This window comes from Streptomyces sp. NPDC025273 (assembly GCF_040638585.1).
GTDB classification, from domain to species: domain Bacteria; phylum Actinomycetota; class Actinomycetes; order Streptomycetales; family Streptomycetaceae; genus Streptomyces; species Streptomyces cinereorectus.
On sequence record NZ_JBEZYP010000017.1, the window covers coordinates 35761 to 52760 of the forward strand.

The following is a 17000-nucleotide window of genomic DNA, read 5'->3' on the forward strand; positions in this document are numbered from 1 at the left end:
GTTACGGCTCCTCGGGGGCGTCGGCGGGGTGGTTCGGGAGGCTGGTGGGTACGGCGAAGTCTGCTGGGTCCCCGGGGCGTACGGGCGGGAACGCCGCATCGTCCGTCCGGTGGACCACGGGCCGGCGGTCCGGGGCGAGGCGGACGACGAGGTGGCGGCGCCACTGGGCGTCGTCACGGCCGGGCCGGTCCTCGCGCCAGTGGCACCCGCGGGTCTCCTCGCGCTCCCTGGCCGCCGCGACCAGCACCCGCGAGACGAGGAGCAGGTTGGTGGCCTCCCAGGCCTCCACCCCGGGCACGGCGTCCTTGGGACCGTTCACCTCGGCGTCGGCGGCGTCGGCGGCCCGCTGCTGCAGCGCCTCCAGTTCCTGTGCGGCGGCGGCGAGGCTGGCGGCGGAGCGGATGACTCCGGCGCCCCGGGTCATGATCCGCTGGATCTCGGTCCGGGTCTCGGCGGTGAGCAGCGGAACGGGCTCGCGGCCGGTGGCCGTCACGGCTTCGGCCCGCGGCGGCCTGCCGGGACGGGCCCCGTCCGCCACGATGTCCGCCGCGATGCGCTCGGCGAAGACGAGTCCCTCCAGGAGGGAGTTGGACGCCAGCCGGTTCGCGCCGTGCACGCCCGTGCAGGCGACCTCGCCACAGGCGTACAGGCCGGGAACCGTCGTACGGCCCCGGAGGTCCGTACGGACGCCGCCCGACGCGTAGTGCGCGGCCGGGGCCACCGGGATGGGCTCGGTGACCGGGTCGATGCCGTGCGAGCGGCAGGCGGCCAGAATCGTCGGGAAGCGCTGCTCCCACATCTCGGCGCCGAAGTGGCGGGCGTCGAGATACATGTGCTCGGTGCCTTGGAGATGCGTCTGGCGGGTGATGGCCTTGGCGACGATGTCGCGGGGGGCGAGCTCGGCCAGCTCGTGCTGCCCCACCATGAAGCGCGTACCGGACGCGTCGACGAGGTGGGCTCCCTCTCCGCGTACCGCTTCCGACACCAGTGGCTGCTGGCCCTCGGAGTCGGAGCCGAGAAACAGGACGGTCGGATGGAACTGGACGAACTCGAGGTCGGAAACCTCCGCACCCGCCCGCAGCGCCAGTGCCACCCCGTCGCCGGTGGAGACCGGCGGGTTGGTGGTGGCGGAGAAGACCTGGCCCATGCCGCCGGTCGCGAGGACCACCGCGGGGGCGTGGACGGCGCCGACCCCGTCGTGCTGGCCCTCGCCCATGACATGCAGCGTGACGCCCGCGGTACGGCCTTCGGCGTCGGTCAGCAGGTCGAGGACCAGGGCGTTCTCGACGGTGTGCAGCGCGGCGGAGCGGACCGCTCCGACCAGGGCGCGGGAGATCTCGGCACCGGTCGCGTCACCGCCCGCGTGCGCGATGCGGCGGCGGTGATGGCCGCCCTCCCGGGTCAGGGCGATGTCGCCGGCGTCGGTCGTGTCGAAGTGCGCGCCGGTGTCGATCAGCCTGCGTACGGCGTCGGGGCCTTCGGTGACGAGGGTCCGCACCGCGGTCTCGTCGCACAGTCCGGCCCCGGCGACCAGCGTGTCGTCGAGGTGCTGTTCGGGGGTGTCGCCCTCGCCGAGCGCCGCCGCGATGCCGCCCTGCGCCCAACGGGTGGAGCCGTCGTCGAGGCGGGCCTTGGTGACGACGACGGTGGCGAGGCCCGCCGCGGCGCAGCGCAGGGCCGTGGTGAGACCGGCCACGCCGGAGCCGACCACGACGACGTCCGCGTCGATGGCCCAGCCTGGGGCGGGGGCGGTCAGCCGTATGCCGGTCATGTGAGGGCTCCGAGGGTCAGCGGGATGTTGTCGATCAGGCGGGTGGCGCCCACCCGCGCCGCCACGGCGAGGACCGCCTCGCCGCTGCCCCGGCCGTCGGGGATCTCGGTGAAGTCCGCCGGGTCCACGAGGGCCAGGTAGTCCAGGACGAGCGGCACGTCCTCCTGGGCCGCCTCGTCCAGGACGGCTTGTGCGGCGGCCCGGACCGCGGCGGGTCCGACCTCCGGCCGGGCACGTGCCACCGCCTGCGTGTCGGCGGCCGCGCGGGCCTCCCCGAGCTGCGTGAGCGCGGCGGCCCGGCCCTCCCGCCGTCGGACGGTCCGGGCGCGGGCGTGCAGGGCCTGCTGGGCGGCCAGGCGGTCGCGGGCCGCGAACAGGGCCTTGGACAGGGCGAGCGCCGTGCGGCGTTCACCGGCGGAGAGGAAGCGGTTGCGGCTGGAGAGCGCGAGGCCGTCCGGGTCGCGGACCGTGGGCACGGCGACGATGTCGACGCCGAAATCGAGGTCGCGCACCATGCGGCGGATCAGTGCCAGCTGCTGGGCGTCCTTCTGCCCGTAGAAGGACGCGTCGGGCCGGGTGAGGTGGAGGAGCTTGGCGACGACGGTGAGCATGCCGTCGAAGTGCCCGGGGCGCGAGGAGCCCTCCAGCCGCTCGCCCATGGGGCCGGCGGTGATCCGGACCTGTGGTTCTCCGCCGGGGTAGACCTCCTCGACCGAGGGCGCGAAGACGGCGTCGGCGCCGGCCTCCACGGCGACGGCGAGGTCGGCCTCCAGGGTGCGGGGGTAGCGGTCGAGGTCGGCGGCCTCGCCGAACTGGAGCGGATTGACGAAGACGGTGACGAGGACCTGGCCGTCGGGTCCCGCGGCGGCCCGGGCCGTGCGGATCAGGGCGGCGTGTCCCTCGTGGAGCGCGCCCATCGTCATGACGACGGCGCGCCGCGCCCCGGCGGGCCGGGCGAGGGCGTGCAGTTCCCCTGCGGTGCGCAGCAGGGTGGCGGGTGCGGTGGTCATCGGCTCTCCCCCGGCCCGGACTCGTCCGTGCCGTGTGTTCCGTTCACCGCGTTCGCGCTGTCCGACAGGACATCGAGGAGGTCCTCCGCGAGCTCCGGCTTGAGCAGGCCGTGGGCGAGCGCCCGGTCGGCCGTGGTGCGAGCCATGGCGAGATAGCCGGCCACCGCCTGCGGGGCGTGCGTGCGCAGCTCGTGGACGTGCGCGGCGACCGTGCCCGCGTCTCCCCGGGCGACGGGGCCGGTCAGTGCCGCGTCACCGGAGCGCAGGGCGTTGTCCAGCGCGGCCCCGAGCAGCGGGCCGAGCATCCGGTCGGGTGCGGCCACTCCGGCCTTCTGGAGCAGTTCCATGGACTGGGCGACCAGGGTGACCAGGTGGTTCGCGCCGAGGGCCAGCGCCGCGTGGTAGAGCGGGCGGGACTCCTCCGCGATCCATTCGGGCTCGCCGCCCATCTCGATGACGAGCGCCTCGGCGGCCAGCCGGAGCTCCTCGGGGGCGGTGACCCCGAAGGAGCAGCCCGCCAGCCGCTGGACGTCGACGGAGGTGCCGGTGAAGGTCATGGCCGGATGCAGGGCGAGCGGCAGCGCGCCGGCCCGCAGGGCGGGGCCGAGCACCTTCGTCCCGTACCGCCCCGAGGTGTGGACGATCAGCTGGCCCGGTCGCACGGCACCGGTCTCGGCGAGGCCTTCGACCAGGCCGGGCAGTGCGTCATCGGGGACGGTCAGCAGAACGAGCTCGGAGCGGGCGAGAACCTCGGCCGGTGTCACGAGGGGTACGTCGGGGAGCAGCGCTCCGGCCCGGCGCACGGATGCGTCGGAGACGCCCGACACCGCCACCGGACGGTGCCCGGCGAGCTGGAGCGCGGCGGCGAGGGCGGGACCGACCCGTCCCGCGCCGACGACGCCGACGGTGAGGCGTGCGGGGCGGTCCCTCGGGTCGAGGGGTTCCTGGGAAACTGATGTGTTCACGCGGCGACGGCCTTCCGTTCCAGTCCGCGGGGGGTACCGGACGATTCCTCTGCATGCTACGCCAGCGTTTCGCGACACCCCTGACCGTCCACAGCCTGTGGATAACTCCGGTGGTGACGGAAAACGGGGTGGGTGGTGCCGCCGGTCCGGGTGATGATCGTCCCATGGCAGTCACCGATGAGCAGAAGCAACGGCACCGCATGCTGACGGCCTGGCAGCGGTCCGCGAGGGTGCTGGCCAGGGGGTCCGCCGACCGCACGCTGGGCGAGCGGCTGGCCGCACTGGCCGCCGACGCCGGGACGGTCCACGACCTGGACGGCTGGACGGATGTGTACGGCGACGGGGTCGTCGCCGAGCTGGAGCGGTGCACGGCGGGCCTGCTGGGCATGGAGGCCGCGGCGTTCTTCCCGACCGGCACGATGGCCCAGCAGGTCGCGCTCAGGTGCTGGGCGGCGCGCACGGGCGATCCGGTGGTGGCACTGCATCCGCTCGCCCACCCCGAGGTGCACGAGGGAGGGGCGCTCGGGTCGGTGAGCGGGCTGCGCACGGTGCATCCGACGTCCGCACCACGGCTGCCCACGGCGGAGGAGATCCGGGACTTCCCCGAGCCGTTCGGCACACTGATGCTGGAACTGCCGCTGCGCGACGCCGGCTTCGTCCTGCCGGCCTGGGAGGAGCTGGAGGCCGTCGTCGCCGCCGCGCGGGAGCGGGACGCGGTGGTGCACCTGGACGGGGCGCGGCTGTGGGAGTGCGGTCCGCACTTCGGCCGCGGCCTGCCGGAGATCGCGGGGCTCGCCGACAGCGTGTACGTCTCGTTCTACAAGTCACTCGACGGGATGTCCGGGGCGGTGCTCGCCGGACCGGATTCGCTGGTCGAGGAGGCCCGGACCTGGCGCCACCGGTACGGCGGGCAGGTCTTCCAGCAGTATCCGGCCGCGCTCTCCGCGCTGCTGGGCCTGAAGCGGGAGCTGCCGCGGCTGCCCGCGTACGTGGCACACGCGAAGGTGGTCGCCGCCGCGCTGGCGAAGGGCTTCGCCCGCTCCGCGGTGCCGTGGTTCCGGGTGCATCCCGAGCCGCCGCACACCCATCAGTTCCAGGTGTGGCTGCCGTACGGGACGCGGGTGCTGGACGAGGCGTCGGTCCGGCAGGCGGAGGAGACCGGTGTGACGCTCTTCCGGCGCTGGTCCGCGGGTCCCGCCGGACCGCCCGGGGTGTCGTACACCGAGGTCACCGTGGCGGCGCCCGGGCTGGAGTGGACCGCGCAGGACGTGCGGGCGGCGGTGGCGGAGTTCGTGACGCGGCTGGAGTAGGAGCCGGCCCTGCCGGTCCTCGGCCTCCGGCCTCCCTTGCGACGCCGCGGGCGCCCTGTCCCCGCGTCCGTCCGCCCTCAGCCGCCGGGCCTGCGTGGAGCTGTGGCACGGGCGAGGAGGCGTCGGCGGAGTTCGCGCAGGACCTCCCGGTCGTGGCGGCCGGGCAGCGGTGGCGGCGGCTCGCCGTGCTGCGCCGCGCGGAAGCTGTCGAGCATCTGCTGCTGAACGATGTCCATGCGTCCAGCGTGGACCCGCACCCGCAGGCCTGCCCGTCGATTGACTGCCGCCGTCAAGTGGCGCCGTGCCCCGTCCGGGGACCCCCACTATGGAGGGGTGAGCGTGCACATCGACATCTCCGGCCTGCCCCCCGAGCGCATCGTCTTCGAGACCTCCCCCCTCGCCGAGCTGGGGCTTGCTCTGCACGCGCTCTCCGAACCCGGGCACCACCCGGGCCTGCACGGCTGGGCGACCGCGACGGCCGCGGCGCTGGAGCCGGACCTCGCGGACCGGATGCACGAGGCGGAGTTCCTCTGGCGGAACACCTTCTCCGATGTGTTCATGCCGTTCGCCGGCGTCCGCGGCGGCGACGGCAGGACCGGCGCGACCCTCACCGAGGACCTGGACATCCTCGACCGGCTCGACGACGAACGGTTCGTCGCCGCCGCCCTGGAGTTCACCTGCGCGAGCCTGTACGGAACCGGGGCGCCGTCCCCGCTGGCGGACGCCGGCATGCGGACCCGCGCGCTGGACATGGCAGCGGCCCGGGGGCCGAAACAGGTGGAGTTCACCCAGCAGCTGCTGACCGACCCGGTCTCCGTACGCGGCTGGGTCCGGCGCCTCTTCGAGGACTGCGACGAGGCCTTCTTCGCGGACACCTGGCAGCGGGTCCGGGTCCAGCTGGTCGCCGACGCCAGGCACAAGACGCAGGTGCTCCGGCGCAAGGGTGTCGGACCGGCGATGGACGCGGTGTCCTCCGCCCTGTCACTGAACGAGGACGCGAGCAGGATCAGCGTCGACAAGCTGAGCGTGGGCCGGACCGACGCCGCCGGCTCGGCGGCGGGCGTGGGCCTGACCCTCATCCCGACCAGCTTCGGCTGGCCGCACCTGATGGTGCTGCACGCCCCAGGCTGGCGGCCGGTGATCCACTACCCGGTGCACCGGCCGGAGCTGCCCTCCCCCGCCTCCGTCGAGCTGCTCCAGCTCCGGATGGAGGCGCTGGCGCACCCGATGCGGATGCGCCTGTGCCGCAATCTCGCCCGTTCCCCGTACACCACGGGCGAACTCGCCGACTCCCACGGCATCACGTCCCCCGAGGTCTCCCGCCACCTGGCCGTGCTCAAGAAGGCCGGACTGGTCACCACGCGGCGGCGCGGGCGCTACGTACTGCACGCGCTGGACCTGACCGTGGTGGCCCGCCTGGGCAGCGACTTCCTGGAGGGCGTGCTGCGCTGAGCGGCGGACCGGCCGGTCGCAGCGGGTGTGCCCGGGGCCCGTCCAGGTGCGGCGCAGCGGGTGTGCCCGTCCTCGCACGGCCGGCCGGCGGCCTCCCGAAGCAGCCGGCGTCCGCGCCCGCCGTCGGTCAGCCCGCGCCGCCGCCGGCCCGGACCAGCCCCGTCTCGTACGCGAGGACGACCACCTGGACGCGGTCGCGCAGGCCCAGCTTGGTGAGGATGCGGCCGACATGGGTCTTCACGGTCGCCTCGGACAGCACCAGCCGGGCGGCGATCTCGCCGTTCGACAGGCCCTGGGCGACCAGCATCATCACTTCGCGCTCGCGCTCGGTCAGCTTCTCGACGTGCTTGTGCCGCGGCTCCTTGGTGCTGCTCGGCAGCATCGGGGAGAACCGGTCCAGCAGCCTGCGGGTGGTGGACGGGGCCACCACGGCGTCGCCGCTGTGCACGGACCGGATCGCGGAGAGCAGCTCGCCCGGCGGCACGTCCTTGAGCATGAAGCCGCTGGCCCCCGCCTTCAGGCCGGAGAACGCGTACTCGTCCAGGTCGAACGTGGTCAGGATCAGCACCTTGGGCGGATCGGTCTGCGCGCAGATGCGCCGGGTCGCCTCGACGCCGTCCAGCCGCGGCATGCGCACGTCCATCAGCACCACGTCGACGGCGGTGGACCGCAGGACCTCGACCGCCTCCGCACCGTCGCCCGCCTCGGCGACGACCTCCATGTCCGGCTGGGCGGCGAGCACCATCCGGAAGCCGGTGCGCAGCAGCACCTGGTCGTCGACGAGCATTACGCGGATCGTCATGACTGTCCTGTCCCTCGTGTCACTGGTTGGCGGGCTTGAGCGGGAGCAGCGCGCTGATCCGGAAACCGCCGCCGGGGCGGGGGCCCGCGTCCAGCGTGCCGCCGACCATGCCGACCCGCTCACGCATCCCGATCATTCCGTGCCCGGCGCCGTCGGCCCCGCCGTCCTCGTACAGCTCGTGCGCCGCGCCCCGGCCGTCGTCCTCGACCAGCAGTCCGAGCCCGTCGTCGAAGTAGAGCAGCCGCACGCTGGCACCGGCGTCCGGGCCGCCGTGCTTACGGGTGTTGGTGAGGGCTTCCTGGACGATGCGGTACGCGGTCAGCTCGACCCCTGTCGGCAGCGGGCGCGGGGTTCCCTCGATCTTGAAGTCCACGGCCAGACCGGTCTGCCTGACCTGGTCCACCAGGTCCTCGATCTGCTCGACATCGGGCTGCGGCACGTACTCGCCGCCTTCCCGGGTGTCGCCGGTCCGCAGCACCCCGAGCAGCCGCCGCATCTCGGCGAGGGCCTGGCGGCCGGTGCTGGAGATGGTCTCCAGGGCTTGGCGGGCCTGATCGGGGGACGCGTCCATGACGTAGGCGGCGCCGTCGGCCTGCACCACCATGACCGAGACGTTGTGCGCGACCACATCGTGCAGCTCGCGGGCGATACGGGCCCGTTCGGCGGCGACGGCGACCTTCGACTGCGCCTCCCGCTCGCGCTCCAGCCGGGCGGCGCGCTCCTCCAGCTGGCTGAGGTAGGCCCGCCGGGTGCGCATCGAGTCGCCGAGCACCCATGCGAGGACGAACGGCACGGTCATCACGACGACCACGAAGACCGACTGCGCCCAGCTGCCCGAGGACATCTCCTCGGGCCAGCGCACCTGTGAGAGCCCGGCCGCGCCCAGGCTGCACCCGAGGGCGAGCCGGGACGCCCAGCGCTCCCCGGCCATGGCGACGGTGTACGTGATCACCAGCATCGCGAAGTCCGCCGCACCCGGCTCCACCCCGAGCGACAGTTGCGCGACCCCCATCAGGATCGTGAGCAGCAGCATCTTCTCCGGAGCCCGGCGGCGCAGCGCGACCGCGACGCACAGGCCCACGGCGATGGGCACCGCTGCCACGCGCTCCGGGCCGTCACCGACCTGGCCGGCCACGATGGACATGCCGGAGAGCCCGAGGAGGACGACAGCCCAGAAGGTGTCGACGCCCGTCGGGTGTCTGCGGATGAAATCGTAGAGGCGCTGCACGTTACCCAGCGTAGGGACGGCTGATCGGTGCCCGGGTCAGCCGAAGGGCCGATCCAGGTCCTGGGACCGTACTCCCCAAGGTGGAGACTTGCCTACGTGACGTATGACTGGTGCGGTTGGCGGGAAGCAGCAGAGACCGCTTTGTACGGGAACGACGGCTTCTACCGGCGCCGGGAGGGGCCCGCGGGGCATTTCCGCACCTCGGTGCACGCGTCCCCGCTGTTCGCGGCCGCCGTCGCCCGGCTGCTGGCCGGCACAGCGCGTGAGCTGGGGACGGACACCGTCGACCTGGTGGACGTGGGGGCGGGCCGGGGCGAACTGCTGACCGGGGTGCTGGCGGCACTGCGCGCCCAGGCCGCTCCGGGGCTCGCCGTACGGGCGTACGCCGTGGAGATCGCCCCCCGGCCCCCGGGCCTGCATCCGGGCATCGAGTGGGGTACCGAGCTCCCCCAGGACGTACGGGGGCTGCTGTTCGCCAACGAGTGGCTGGACAACGTCCCGACGGAGATCGCCGAGGCGGACGCGGACGGCGTGGCCCGCTACGTCCTCGTGCGCAGGACCGACGGCACGGAGCGGCTGGGTGATCCGGTGACCGGTGAGGACGCCCGGTGGCTGAGCCGCTGGTGGCCGCTGACCCGGCCGGGCGACCGGGCGGAGATCGGCCGCCCGCGCGACGAGGCCTGGTCCCGGGCGGTCGCGTCCCTGACGTGCGGGACCGCGGTGGCGGTGGACTACGCCCATGTACGGGGATCGAGGCCGCCGTTCGGCACCCTGACCGGCTTCCGGGGCGGGCGCGAGGTGCCACCGGTGCCGGACGGGAGCTGCGACCTGACCTCGCACGTGGCGCTGGACGCGTGTGCGGCGGCCGTGGCGGGCGGCGCGGAGGCAGAACTGCTGGACCAGCGCGCGGCGCTGCGGGAGCTGGGCGTGAGCGGGGAGCGGCCGCCGCTGGCGAGGGCGTCGCAGGACCCGGCGGGCTACGTGCGGGCGCTCGCGTCGGCGGGCGAGGCGGCGGAGCTGACGGCGCGGGGCGGGCTGGGCGACTTCGGCTGGCTGCGGCAACGGGTACGGCCGGGCCTCCACCCCTGACCCGGGGGACGGCGCGGGGGATACTGTCCCGCATGACGGAGACGACGGTCGGCATCGGTGGCGCGGCGGAGAGCACCGACATGGTGCTCAACATCGGCCCCCAGCACCCCTCCACGCACGGTGTACTGCGGCTGCGACTCGTGCTCGACGGCGAGCGGATCCAGCAGGCCGAGCCGGTCATCGGCTATATGCACCGGGGCGCGGAGAAGCTCTTCGAGGCCCGGGACTACCGGCAGATCATCATGCTCGCCAACCGCCACGACTGGCTGTCGGCGTTCTCCAACGAGCTCGGCGTCGTCATGGCCGTCGAACGCATGCTCGGCATGGAGGTCCCGGAGCGCGCCGTCTGGACGCGCACGCTGCTGGCCGAGCTGAACCGGGTCCTGAACCATCTGATGTTCCTCGGCTCCTACCCGCTCGAACTCGGGGGGATCACCCCGGTGTTCTACGCGTTCCGGGAGCGCGAGGAGCTCCAGACCGTGATGGAGGAGGTCTCCGGCGGCCGGATGCACTACATGTTCAACCGGGTCGGCGGCCTCAAGGAGGACCTGCCCGCGGGCTGGCTGGGCAGGGCCAGAGACGCCGTGGCCTCCGTCCGCTCCCGGATGGACGTGTACGACCGGCTGGTCCTCGGCAACGAGATCTTCCGGGGCCGCACCCGGGGGGTGGGCGTGCTGTCCGCCGAGGCCGTGCACGCCTACGGGGTGTCCGGACCGATCGCCCGCGCCTCCGGGGTCGACTTCGACCTGCGGCGCGACGAGCCGTATCTCGCGTACGGGGAACTGCGCGACACGCTCAAGGTCGTCACCCGGACCGAGGGCGACTGCCTGGCCCGCTTCGAATGCCTGCTGGAACAGACGCACAACGCGCTGGACCTGGCCGACGCCTGCCTGGACCGGATGGCCGGACTGGAACCCGGGCCGGTCAACCAGCGGCTGCCCAAGGTGCTCAAGGCCCCGGAGGGCCACACCTACGCGTGGACCGAGAACCCGCTCGGCATCAACGGCTATTACCTGGTGTCCACGGGCGAGAAAACCCCGTACCGGCTGAAGCTCCGCTCCGCGTCGTTCAACAACATCCAGGCACTCACCGAACTGCTGCCGGGCACGCTCGTCGCCGACATGGTCGCGATCCTGGGGTCGCTCTTCTTCGTCGTCGGCGACATCGACAAGTAGCCGCCCGTCGCACGGGCGCGGGGGCTACGAGGAGACAGCGCTGCGCAGTCCGACGACGTCCAGCTGCTCGGTCTCGTCGTGCGCGGTCAGGTCGATGACCTTGCCCACGGCGCGGTTCCGGGCCGTGCCCGTGCGGTGCGCGGCAAGCGCCTCCTCGCCCACCACGTCCGCGAGGTCCTCGTTCTGCACGGACTCGATCGCGGCGTTCGCCTTCTGCGTACCGAAGAAGTCGAAGCTTCCCTGCGGGACGAGCTGGCGGGGCGCCGTGGCGTACGGGACGACGGCCGAGGCGGCGGGTGCGGCGCGGGGTGTGCGCACGGGCGCGGCCGGCGGCCGGGGGGAAGGGAGGGCGGCAGACGGACGGCGGTGCTGATCGGCCCCCGCTCCGGCGACCGCCGCGTGCTTCCCCGACGGGACTTCGCCCCCCAGGTCCCGTTCCGCGGCCCGCTCGGCGAGATCGCGCCGCCCGGCCGCGCGGCGCGCCTCCTGGAGCGCGGCGTTGCGCGGCAGGTCCCGCAGGGCCTGCGCGGCGCGCAGATACGCACCCGGCGTCGGCGTGGAGCGGGCGGCCGGCAGCTCGCGCGGCGCGGACGCCTCGATGGCGAGCTGCCTGCGGCCCTCCAGCGCGCTGGCCCGCTCGGTCTCCGCGTTGGCGTACCGGCGCAGCAGCGCGGCGTGTTCGCCCCGCAGCCCGGCGAGCTCCACGCGCTTGCGGCGCAGCTTCGTCTCCAGCCGGGTGCGCAGTTCCCGCGATTCCTCGAGGTCGGCCTCGAGCTCGGCTATGCGCTCCTCGGTCCTCCACTCGTCGCCGGCCCGGGCACGGGTCAGCTCCGCGACGCGCGCCCCCGCGGCCCGGTCCCAGCTGCGCATCAGACAGGCGCCGGTGAGAGCGGCGGCCGCGGTGCCGGTCACCAGGCCACGCAGGACCAGGGGTTCCGCCAGGAACCAGGCTCCGGCGGCGAAGACGACCGACACTCCGGCCACCACGGCGGGCGGCAGGATTCTGTGAAGGGGTGGCGAATGGCGGTGACGTCCACGTGGCATGGCTCGAAATTTACCGTGCGTACGGGGGACTTGGGAGGCCGCACGGCAATCTGTTCCCCGCCGGTTACCTTGCGGCCCCTCGCACGGCCCTTCCGTGTGCCCTTTACTTCTTGAGCAGTCCCTTCGCCCGCAGATACTCCTCGGCCGCATCGGCGGGCTTGGCGCGCTCCGCGTCGACCGCGCGGTTCAGTTCCGCGAGGTCCCGTGTGGTGAGTACGTCGGTGAGCTTCCCGAGCGCCTCGGCGATCTCCGGGGCGCCCGCGTCCTCGGCATTCAGCACCGGCAGGACGTTGTCGGCGATCTGGAGCTTCTTGTCGTCCTCGAGGAACACCAGCCCGTATGTGTCCAGTACGGCGTCGGTCGTCGTCGTGAGAACGAGCTGGTCCTTGCCGTCCTTGACGGCCTGCTTGGACTGCGGCGTGCCGACGCCCTTCGGGTCGATCCCGGTGACGTCGATGCCGTACGTCTTCTTCAGCCCGGGTGCGCAGAACGGGCGCACCTCGCACTCGTCGCCCGCCGCGATCTTCACCTTGATCTTCGACTCGCCGAGATCGGAAAGGGTCTTGAGGCTGTTCTTCTCGGCGAATTCCTTGGACACCGCGAAGGCGTTCTGGTCGATGGCCTCGCCGGCCGGGAGAACCTTCAGCCCGAGCGGCGTCGCCAGTTCCTCCAGGGCGGCCACGGTGTCCGCCGTGTCCCCGGAGGCTACCGGCTTCTCCTTGGCCGCCTCAGCCCCGTTGACCTTGGCGTTGAGGAATTCCGCGAGGGTCGCCGCGTATTCGGGGACGATGTCGATCTCGCCCTTCTCCAGCGAGGGCTCGTACAGTTCGCGGTTCTTCACCGTGGTGATCGAGGTGCTGTACCCGGCGTCGGCCAGGAGCTGTGCGTACAGCTCGGCCAGCACCTTGGACTCGGTGAACGAGGCGGCGCCCACGACGAGCGAGCCCTTCCCGGAGTCCCCGCCGGTCTTCGAGCCGCCCTTCTCCTGCTCCAGGCTGTCGCCGCCGCAAGCGGCGAGTGACCCGGTCAGCGCGAGCGCTCCGATGACCGCACCGGCTATGCGCGAGGTCCTGCTCATGTTGTTCTCCGTCCGCGAAAAAAGAGGATGTGCACAGTCCGAAAAGTCCGCGCGTTCAAACGGCCCGGCGGCGCAGGGGCGAGAGCAGCCGGTCCAGGGCCACGAGCACGCCCTCCACCACCAGGGCCAGCAGAGCGACCAGCACGGCACCGGCGAAGACCTGTGCGGTGTCGTACGTGTTGAATCCGGCGGTGATGATCCGGCCCAGGCCGCCCAGGCCGACCATGGCGGCGATCGAGGCGGTGGCGACCACCTGGACCGCCGCGGACCGCAGCCCGGTCATGATCATCGGATAGGCCAGCGGGAGCTCGACCCGCACGAAGACCTGCCCGCCGGACATCCCCATGCCGCGGGCCGCCTCCAGCACCGACCGGTCCACCTCGCGCATGCCGACGTAGGCGTTGGTCAGCAGCGGTGGCACGGCGAACAGCACCAGGGCGATGACCGTGGGCAGATAGCCGGAGTTGCGCAGCGGCGTCATCATGAAGAGCGCCAGCACCGCGAAGACCGGTATCGCACGCCCCACGTTGGAGATGTTGACCGCGAGCGCGCCTCCCTTGCCGATGTGGCCGAGGTACAGCGCGAGCGGCAGGGCGATGGCGCAGGCGAGCACGAGAGCGACCCCGCTGACGTACAGGTGCTCGCCCAGCCGGTGCGCCGCCCCGTCGTCCCCCGACCAGTTGGCACCTGTGGTGAGCCATGTCCAGGCGTCCCCGACGACTCCCATGGATCAGCCCGTCTTCGCAGCCGTGGGCCCCGGTGCCCGGGCCCAGGGTGTGAGCAGGCGCTGCAGACCGAGCAGCAGCAGGTCGGCCGCCACCGCGAGCAGCACGCAGAGCAGGGATGCGGTCAGCACCTGGGCCTTGAAGAAGCTGGGCAGCGCGTCCTCGATGAGGTTGCCGAGGCCCCCCTTGCCGACGAGGGAGCCCACCGTGGTCAGCGCGACCGTCGACACCGTGGCGATCCGCAGCCCGGCCATCAGCGCGGGCAGCGCGAGGGGGAGTTCGACCTCCCACAGGAGCCTGCCCGGCCCGTAGCCCATGCCTTCGGCGGCTTCCCTCGCCTCCTGCGGCACCGCTTCGAGACCGGCCAGGATGTTCCGTACGAGAATGGTCAGCGAATAGAGCACCAGGCCGGTGACGACCAGCGCCGCGGACAGTCCGAAAAGCGGCAGCAGCAGCGAGAACATCGCCAGCGACGGCACGGTGTAGAGCACGGTGGTCAGACCCAGCACCGGTCCGGCGAAATACCGGCCGCGGCGTGCGAGCAGGGCGAGCGGAAATGCCACCACAAGCCCAATCAGCACGGAAGCCACCGTGATCCAGATGTGCTGCATGGTCGCGTCGGCCAACTCCTGGCTGCGGGAGCGCAGATACTCTCCGCAGATCCAGTCGTTCGCCACGAGGCAGTTCTGCTCGGCCATCCGTCCCACCCCCCTGTTCGCCGTGGTGCTGCCGGTCCTGATCCGATCTCCGGCGAGCCTATCCTCGACCACTGACAATCGCCGAGGCTGTCGTATTCCAGCAACACGTCCTTCACAGAACCCGCGTCACAATGGGGAATCATGATCCGTTTCGAGCACGTCACCAAGCGGTACGCGCACGGCACCACCGCCGTCGACGACCTTTCCTTCGAGGTCGCCGAGGGTGAACTGGTCACGCTCGTCGGACCTTCCGGCTGCGGCAAGACGACCACCATGAAGATGGTGAACCGGCTGATCGAGCCGACCGAGGGCCGGATATTCCTCGACGGGGACGACATATCCGCCATCGACCCCGTGCAACTCCGCCGCCGTATCGGCTATGTGATCCAGCAGGTCGGCCTCTTCCCGCACAAGACGGTCCTGGAGAACACCGCGACCGTCCCCCATCTCCTGGGGTGGAAGCAGAAAGAAGGACGGCGGCGCGCCGCCGAACTCCTCGATCTGGTCGGACTCGATCCGTCCGTTTATGGCGGCCGCTATCCCGAGCAGCTCTCGGGCGGTCAGCGCCAGCGCGTGGGCGTGGCCCGGGCCTTGGCCGCCGACCCGCCCGTCCTGCTGATGGACGAGCCTTTCGGCGCGGTCGACCCCGTCGTGCGGGAGAGGCTGCAGAACGAGTTCCTGAAACTGCAGGCACAGGTCCGCAAGACCGTGCTGTTCGTCACGCACGACATCGAGGAAGCCGTCCGGCTCGGTGACCGGATCGCGGTGTACGGGCAGGGCCGTATCGACCAGTTCGACTCCCCCGCCACCGTGCTGGGGGCGCCCGCGACCCCGTACGTCGCGGACTTCGTGGGGGCCGACCGTGGCCTGAAGCGGCTCTCGGTCACTCCCATCGAGGAGAGCGACCTGGACCAGCCGCCGGTCGTCCACCTCGACGACCCGCTGGCGGCGGCGACCGCGCGGCTGCGGACCGAGGGCGCCCGCTGGGCGGTCGTACTGGACCGTGACGACAATCTGCACGGCTGGATCCCGGCGGGCGACGCGGTGCCGGTGACCGCGCCGGGCACGGTCCGCGACCATGCCCGGCGCATGGAGGCGTGGCTGCCGCTCGGCGCGCCGCTCAAACAGGCCTTCGCCACGATGCTCCAGCACGACGCGGGCTGGATCGCCGTCATCGACGAGGAGAGCACCGGCCGTTTCCTCGGTGTCCTCACCCCGGCCCGTCTCCACGAGGCCCTGCGCCGGTCGATCGACGCGGACGCGCAGTCGCTCCCGCGTGCCGAGGTGGCGGTGGAGACCGTGGCGAAGGTCGCCTCACCGTGACGCCCGGGTTCGGTCCCCGCTGAGTGCGGCACCCATCCACTCCAGGGCGGAGGGATCTCCCGCCGCTGCCGAGCACGATCGAGGACACCCGGGCGGGAGCCTTCACGCGGTCGATGAACTCACGGGTCCCCGCAGGCCGCCCTCGCCCTGGCGTGACGTCGTGACCAGGAAGCGTCGGATCCTCGGCGGCCCGGTAGTACGCGGAGAGGCCGGCGCCCGCCGCGAATCGGTCCGTATGGTGCAGGCCGGGCTTCAGCGCGCAGTAGCCGCCGGTCGAGTTGCCGATGACGCCCCAGTTGCGGGCGTGCTCCCCTACGCGGTACGCCCGGGAGACCGCCCGGGGCAGGTCCTGTGCGAAGAACGTCTCGGTCTGCGGACCGTCCTCGATGTCCACGCACTCGGTGTGTCCCTGGGCGGCGCCACCGTCGGCCGCAGCCGAGACGGGGCTGACCGCGCTGGAGCTCGGGGACGAGACGGTGGTGGACGTCGCGGATTTCTCCCTGTCCGGGCGCGCGACGCGCAACGGGCGCCAGATGGTGAAGCGCATCGAACGTAACGGCTACGAGACCCGGGTCCGGCGCGTCCGCGACATCGGCCCCACCGAACTGGACCGCATACGCCGGGCAGCCACCGAATGGCGCGGCACCGACACCGAGCGCGGCTTCTCCATGGCGCTGGGCCCGATCGGTGACCCGGCGGACGGCGACTGCGTCGTGGCCACCGCCCGTCTGGCCGAACCCGGCGCGAAGGAATCCCCGCACGGTGATCTGAAGGCCGTGCTCCACTTCGTCCCGTGGGGCACCGACGGCCTCTCCCTGGAGCTGATGAGGCGCGACCGTTGCGCCGACCCCGGCATGAACGAACTCCTGATCGTCGCCTCCCTGCGGGGCCGCACCCGAGCTCTCCGTCACCCGCGTCTCGCCGAACTTCGCCAGGTTCCGCTCCGCCCTCGCCCGCGGCGAGCGGCTGGGGGCGGGGCCGGTGCCGCGCTGCTGGCGCGGGCTGCTGATCTTCCTGTCGCGCTGGTTCGAGATCGAGTCGCTGTACCGGTTCAACGCGAAGTTCCAGCCCCGCTGGGAGCCCCGGTCCTCGTCTTCCGCACCGGCGGGGACCTCCCCCGGATCGGCCTCGCCGCCCTTCAGGCGGAGGGCTTCGTGACCCGCCGGCCGCCGCGGCCGTTCCGCTCCCGGCGCCCCCGCCCCTGCGGCCACCGGCCCGCGCCGAGCGGTGGGCGCGGTGTCCGCGCGGCCTGACCGACCCGTTCGCGGGCCTAGGCTGGTCGTATGAGTACGTTGCGAGGACGCGGCACAGTGCGGGGCCTGCCGGAGTG

General features: G+C 72.7%; 16 protein-coding genes and 1 pseudogene. 6 read left to right on the top strand and 11 right to left on the bottom strand.

What is annotated here, in order from left to right; translation table 11 throughout:
* Position 1 precedes the first annotated feature (1 nt).
* Genes AB0F38_RS24795 through AB0F38_RS24805 form a run of 3 tightly spaced genes read right to left on the bottom strand, consistent with a single transcriptional unit; the run spans position 2 to position 3746 of the window.
* Entirely contained in the window at positions 2 to 1771 is a 1770-nt protein-coding gene (locus tag AB0F38_RS24795) for an L-aspartate oxidase (protein ID WP_361897381.1), read from the bottom strand.
* Positions 1768 to 2781 carry a pantoate--beta-alanine ligase gene (gene panC / locus AB0F38_RS24800; RefSeq protein WP_361897384.1) on the bottom strand — a complete coding sequence of 338 codons (1014 nt, stop codon included), beginning with the start codon at positions 2779 to 2781 and terminating at the stop codon, positions 1768 to 1770. The genes AB0F38_RS24795 and panC overlap by 4 nt, the downstream gene beginning before the upstream one ends.
* The gene (locus tag AB0F38_RS24805; protein WP_361897387.1) at positions 2778 to 3746 is read right to left on the bottom strand and encodes a DUF2520 domain-containing protein; all 969 of its coding nucleotides are present in this window, start codon (positions 3744 to 3746) and stop codon (positions 2778 to 2780) included. The genes panC and AB0F38_RS24805 overlap by 4 nt, the downstream gene beginning before the upstream one ends.
* A gap of 164 nt (positions 3747 to 3910) precedes the next feature.
* On the opposite strand from AB0F38_RS24805, the gene AB0F38_RS24810 reads away from it, so the two are divergent.
* The gene (locus AB0F38_RS24810) at positions 3911 to 5056 is read left to right on the top strand and encodes a beta-eliminating lyase-related protein (protein WP_361897390.1); all 1146 of its coding nucleotides are present in this window, start codon (positions 3911 to 3913) and stop codon (positions 5054 to 5056) included.
* A gap of 77 nt (positions 5057 to 5133) precedes the next feature.
* Here the strand turns inward: AB0F38_RS24810 and AB0F38_RS24815 are convergent, their stop codons facing one another.
* On the bottom strand, positions 5134 to 5292 hold the full coding sequence (locus tag AB0F38_RS24815) for a hypothetical protein (RefSeq protein ID WP_361897393.1): 159 nt from the start codon (positions 5290 to 5292) through the stop codon (positions 5134 to 5136).
* Positions 5293 to 5395: 103 nt separating this feature from the next.
* Here AB0F38_RS24815 and AB0F38_RS24820 point away from each other — a divergent pair, with 103 nt between their 5' ends.
* On the top strand, positions 5396 to 6508 hold the full coding sequence (locus tag AB0F38_RS24820) for a DUF5937 family protein (protein ID WP_361897637.1): 1113 nt from the start codon (positions 5396 to 5398) through the stop codon (positions 6506 to 6508).
* A 127-nt stretch (positions 6509 to 6635) separates the two neighbouring features.
* Here the strand turns inward: AB0F38_RS24820 and AB0F38_RS24825 are convergent, their stop codons facing one another.
* Together AB0F38_RS24825 and AB0F38_RS24830 are read right to left on the bottom strand one after the other, a co-directional pair.
* On the bottom strand, positions 6636 to 7310 hold the full coding sequence (locus AB0F38_RS24825) for a response regulator transcription factor (protein WP_361897396.1): 675 nt from the start codon (positions 7308 to 7310) through the stop codon (positions 6636 to 6638).
* A 19-nt stretch (positions 7311 to 7329) separates the two neighbouring features.
* On the bottom strand, positions 7330 to 8538 hold the full coding sequence (locus tag AB0F38_RS24830) for a sensor histidine kinase (protein ID WP_361897398.1): 1209 nt from the start codon (positions 8536 to 8538) through the stop codon (positions 7330 to 7332).
* A 96-nt stretch (positions 8539 to 8634) separates the two neighbouring features.
* Between AB0F38_RS24830 and AB0F38_RS24835 the strand changes: the two genes are divergently transcribed.
* Together AB0F38_RS24835 and AB0F38_RS24840 are read left to right on the top strand one after the other, a co-directional pair.
* The gene (locus AB0F38_RS24835; RefSeq protein ID WP_361897401.1) at positions 8635 to 9627 is read left to right on the top strand and encodes an SAM-dependent methyltransferase; all 993 of its coding nucleotides are present in this window, start codon (positions 8635 to 8637) and stop codon (positions 9625 to 9627) included.
* A 32-nt stretch (positions 9628 to 9659) separates the two neighbouring features.
* A complete protein-coding gene (locus AB0F38_RS24840; RefSeq protein ID WP_361897403.1) occupies positions 9660 to 10802 on the top strand; it encodes an NADH-quinone oxidoreductase subunit D in 1143 nt (380 codons plus the stop codon).
* 24 nt (positions 10803 to 10826) lie between these two features.
* Here the strand turns inward: AB0F38_RS24840 and AB0F38_RS24845 are convergent, their stop codons facing one another.
* The 4 genes from AB0F38_RS24845 to AB0F38_RS24860 form a co-directional block, all read right to left on the bottom strand.
* Positions 10827 to 11846, bottom strand: a complete 1020-nt coding sequence (locus AB0F38_RS24845; protein ID WP_361897406.1) for a hypothetical protein — start codon at positions 11844 to 11846, stop codon at positions 10827 to 10829.
* Between the two features lie 103 nt (positions 11847 to 11949).
* Entirely contained in the window at positions 11950 to 12924 is a 975-nt protein-coding gene (locus AB0F38_RS24850; RefSeq protein ID WP_361897409.1) for an ABC transporter substrate-binding protein, read from the bottom strand.
* Between the two features lie 55 nt (positions 12925 to 12979).
* Entirely contained in the window at positions 12980 to 13651 is a 672-nt protein-coding gene (locus tag AB0F38_RS24855) for an ABC transporter permease (RefSeq protein ID WP_361897412.1), read from the bottom strand.
* 3 nt (positions 13652 to 13654) lie between these two features.
* On the bottom strand, positions 13655 to 14347 hold the full coding sequence (locus AB0F38_RS24860) for an ABC transporter permease (protein WP_361897415.1): 693 nt from the start codon (positions 14345 to 14347) through the stop codon (positions 13655 to 13657).
* Positions 14348 to 14488: 141 nt separating this feature from the next.
* Here AB0F38_RS24860 and AB0F38_RS24865 point away from each other — a divergent pair, with 141 nt between their 5' ends.
* Entirely contained in the window at positions 14489 to 15670 is a 1182-nt protein-coding gene (locus AB0F38_RS24865) for a betaine/proline/choline family ABC transporter ATP-binding protein (protein WP_361897418.1), read from the top strand.
* Here AB0F38_RS24865 and AB0F38_RS24870 read toward each other — a convergent pair.
* Positions 15558 to 16217, bottom strand: coding sequence for an alpha/beta hydrolase-fold protein (locus tag AB0F38_RS24870; RefSeq protein WP_361897421.1), 660 nt, complete (start codon positions 16215 to 16217; stop codon positions 15558 to 15560). The two genes, AB0F38_RS24865 and AB0F38_RS24870, sit on opposite strands and share 113 nt — an antisense overlap.
* Here AB0F38_RS24870 and AB0F38_RS24875 point away from each other — a divergent pair.
* A pseudogene (locus AB0F38_RS24875) lies at positions 16108 to 16923 on the top strand (phosphatidylglycerol lysyltransferase domain-containing protein); the annotation flags it as partial. The gene AB0F38_RS24870 and the pseudogene AB0F38_RS24875 sit on opposite strands and share 110 nt — an antisense overlap.
* Positions 16924 to 17000 lie beyond the last annotated feature (77 nt).

What these genes read in the sequence shown, in the direction of transcription:
- AB0F38_RS24850 (WP_361897409.1), bottom strand. Translation starts at nt 12,924, where the DNA reads ATGAGCAGGACCTCGCGCATAGCCGGTGCGGTCATCGGAGCGCTCGCG.
- AB0F38_RS24845 (WP_361897406.1), bottom strand. Translation starts at nt 11,846, where the DNA reads ATGCCACGTGGACGTCACCGCCATTCGCCACCCCTTCACAGAATCCTG.
- panC (WP_361897384.1), bottom strand. Translation starts at nt 2,781, where the DNA reads ATGACCACCGCACCCGCCACCCTGCTGCGCACCGCAGGGGAACTGCAC.
- AB0F38_RS24840 (WP_361897403.1), top strand. Translation starts at nt 9,660, where the DNA reads ATGACGGAGACGACGGTCGGCATCGGTGGCGCGGCGGAGAGCACCGAC.
- AB0F38_RS24870 (WP_361897421.1), bottom strand. Translation starts at nt 16,217, where the DNA reads ATGCGCTTCACCATCTGGCGCCCGTTGCGCGTCGCGCGCCCGGACAGG.
- AB0F38_RS24865 (WP_361897418.1), top strand. Translation starts at nt 14,489, where the DNA reads ATGATCCGTTTCGAGCACGTCACCAAGCGGTACGCGCACGGCACCACC.
- AB0F38_RS24795 (WP_361897381.1), bottom strand. Translation starts at nt 1,771, where the DNA reads ATGACCGGCATACGGCTGACCGCCCCCGCCCCAGGCTGGGCCATCGAC.
- AB0F38_RS24855 (WP_361897412.1), bottom strand. Translation starts at nt 13,651, where the DNA reads ATGGGAGTCGTCGGGGACGCCTGGACATGGCTCACCACAGGTGCCAAC.
- AB0F38_RS24815 (WP_361897393.1), bottom strand. Translation starts at nt 5,292, where the DNA reads ATGGACATCGTTCAGCAGCAGATGCTCGACAGCTTCCGCGCGGCGCAG.
- AB0F38_RS24825 (WP_361897396.1), bottom strand. Translation starts at nt 7,310, where the DNA reads ATGACGATCCGCGTAATGCTCGTCGACGACCAGGTGCTGCTGCGCACC.
- AB0F38_RS24810 (WP_361897390.1), top strand. Translation starts at nt 3,911, where the DNA reads ATGGCAGTCACCGATGAGCAGAAGCAACGGCACCGCATGCTGACGGCC.
- AB0F38_RS24860 (WP_361897415.1), bottom strand. Translation starts at nt 14,347, where the DNA reads ATGGCCGAGCAGAACTGCCTCGTGGCGAACGACTGGATCTGCGGAGAG.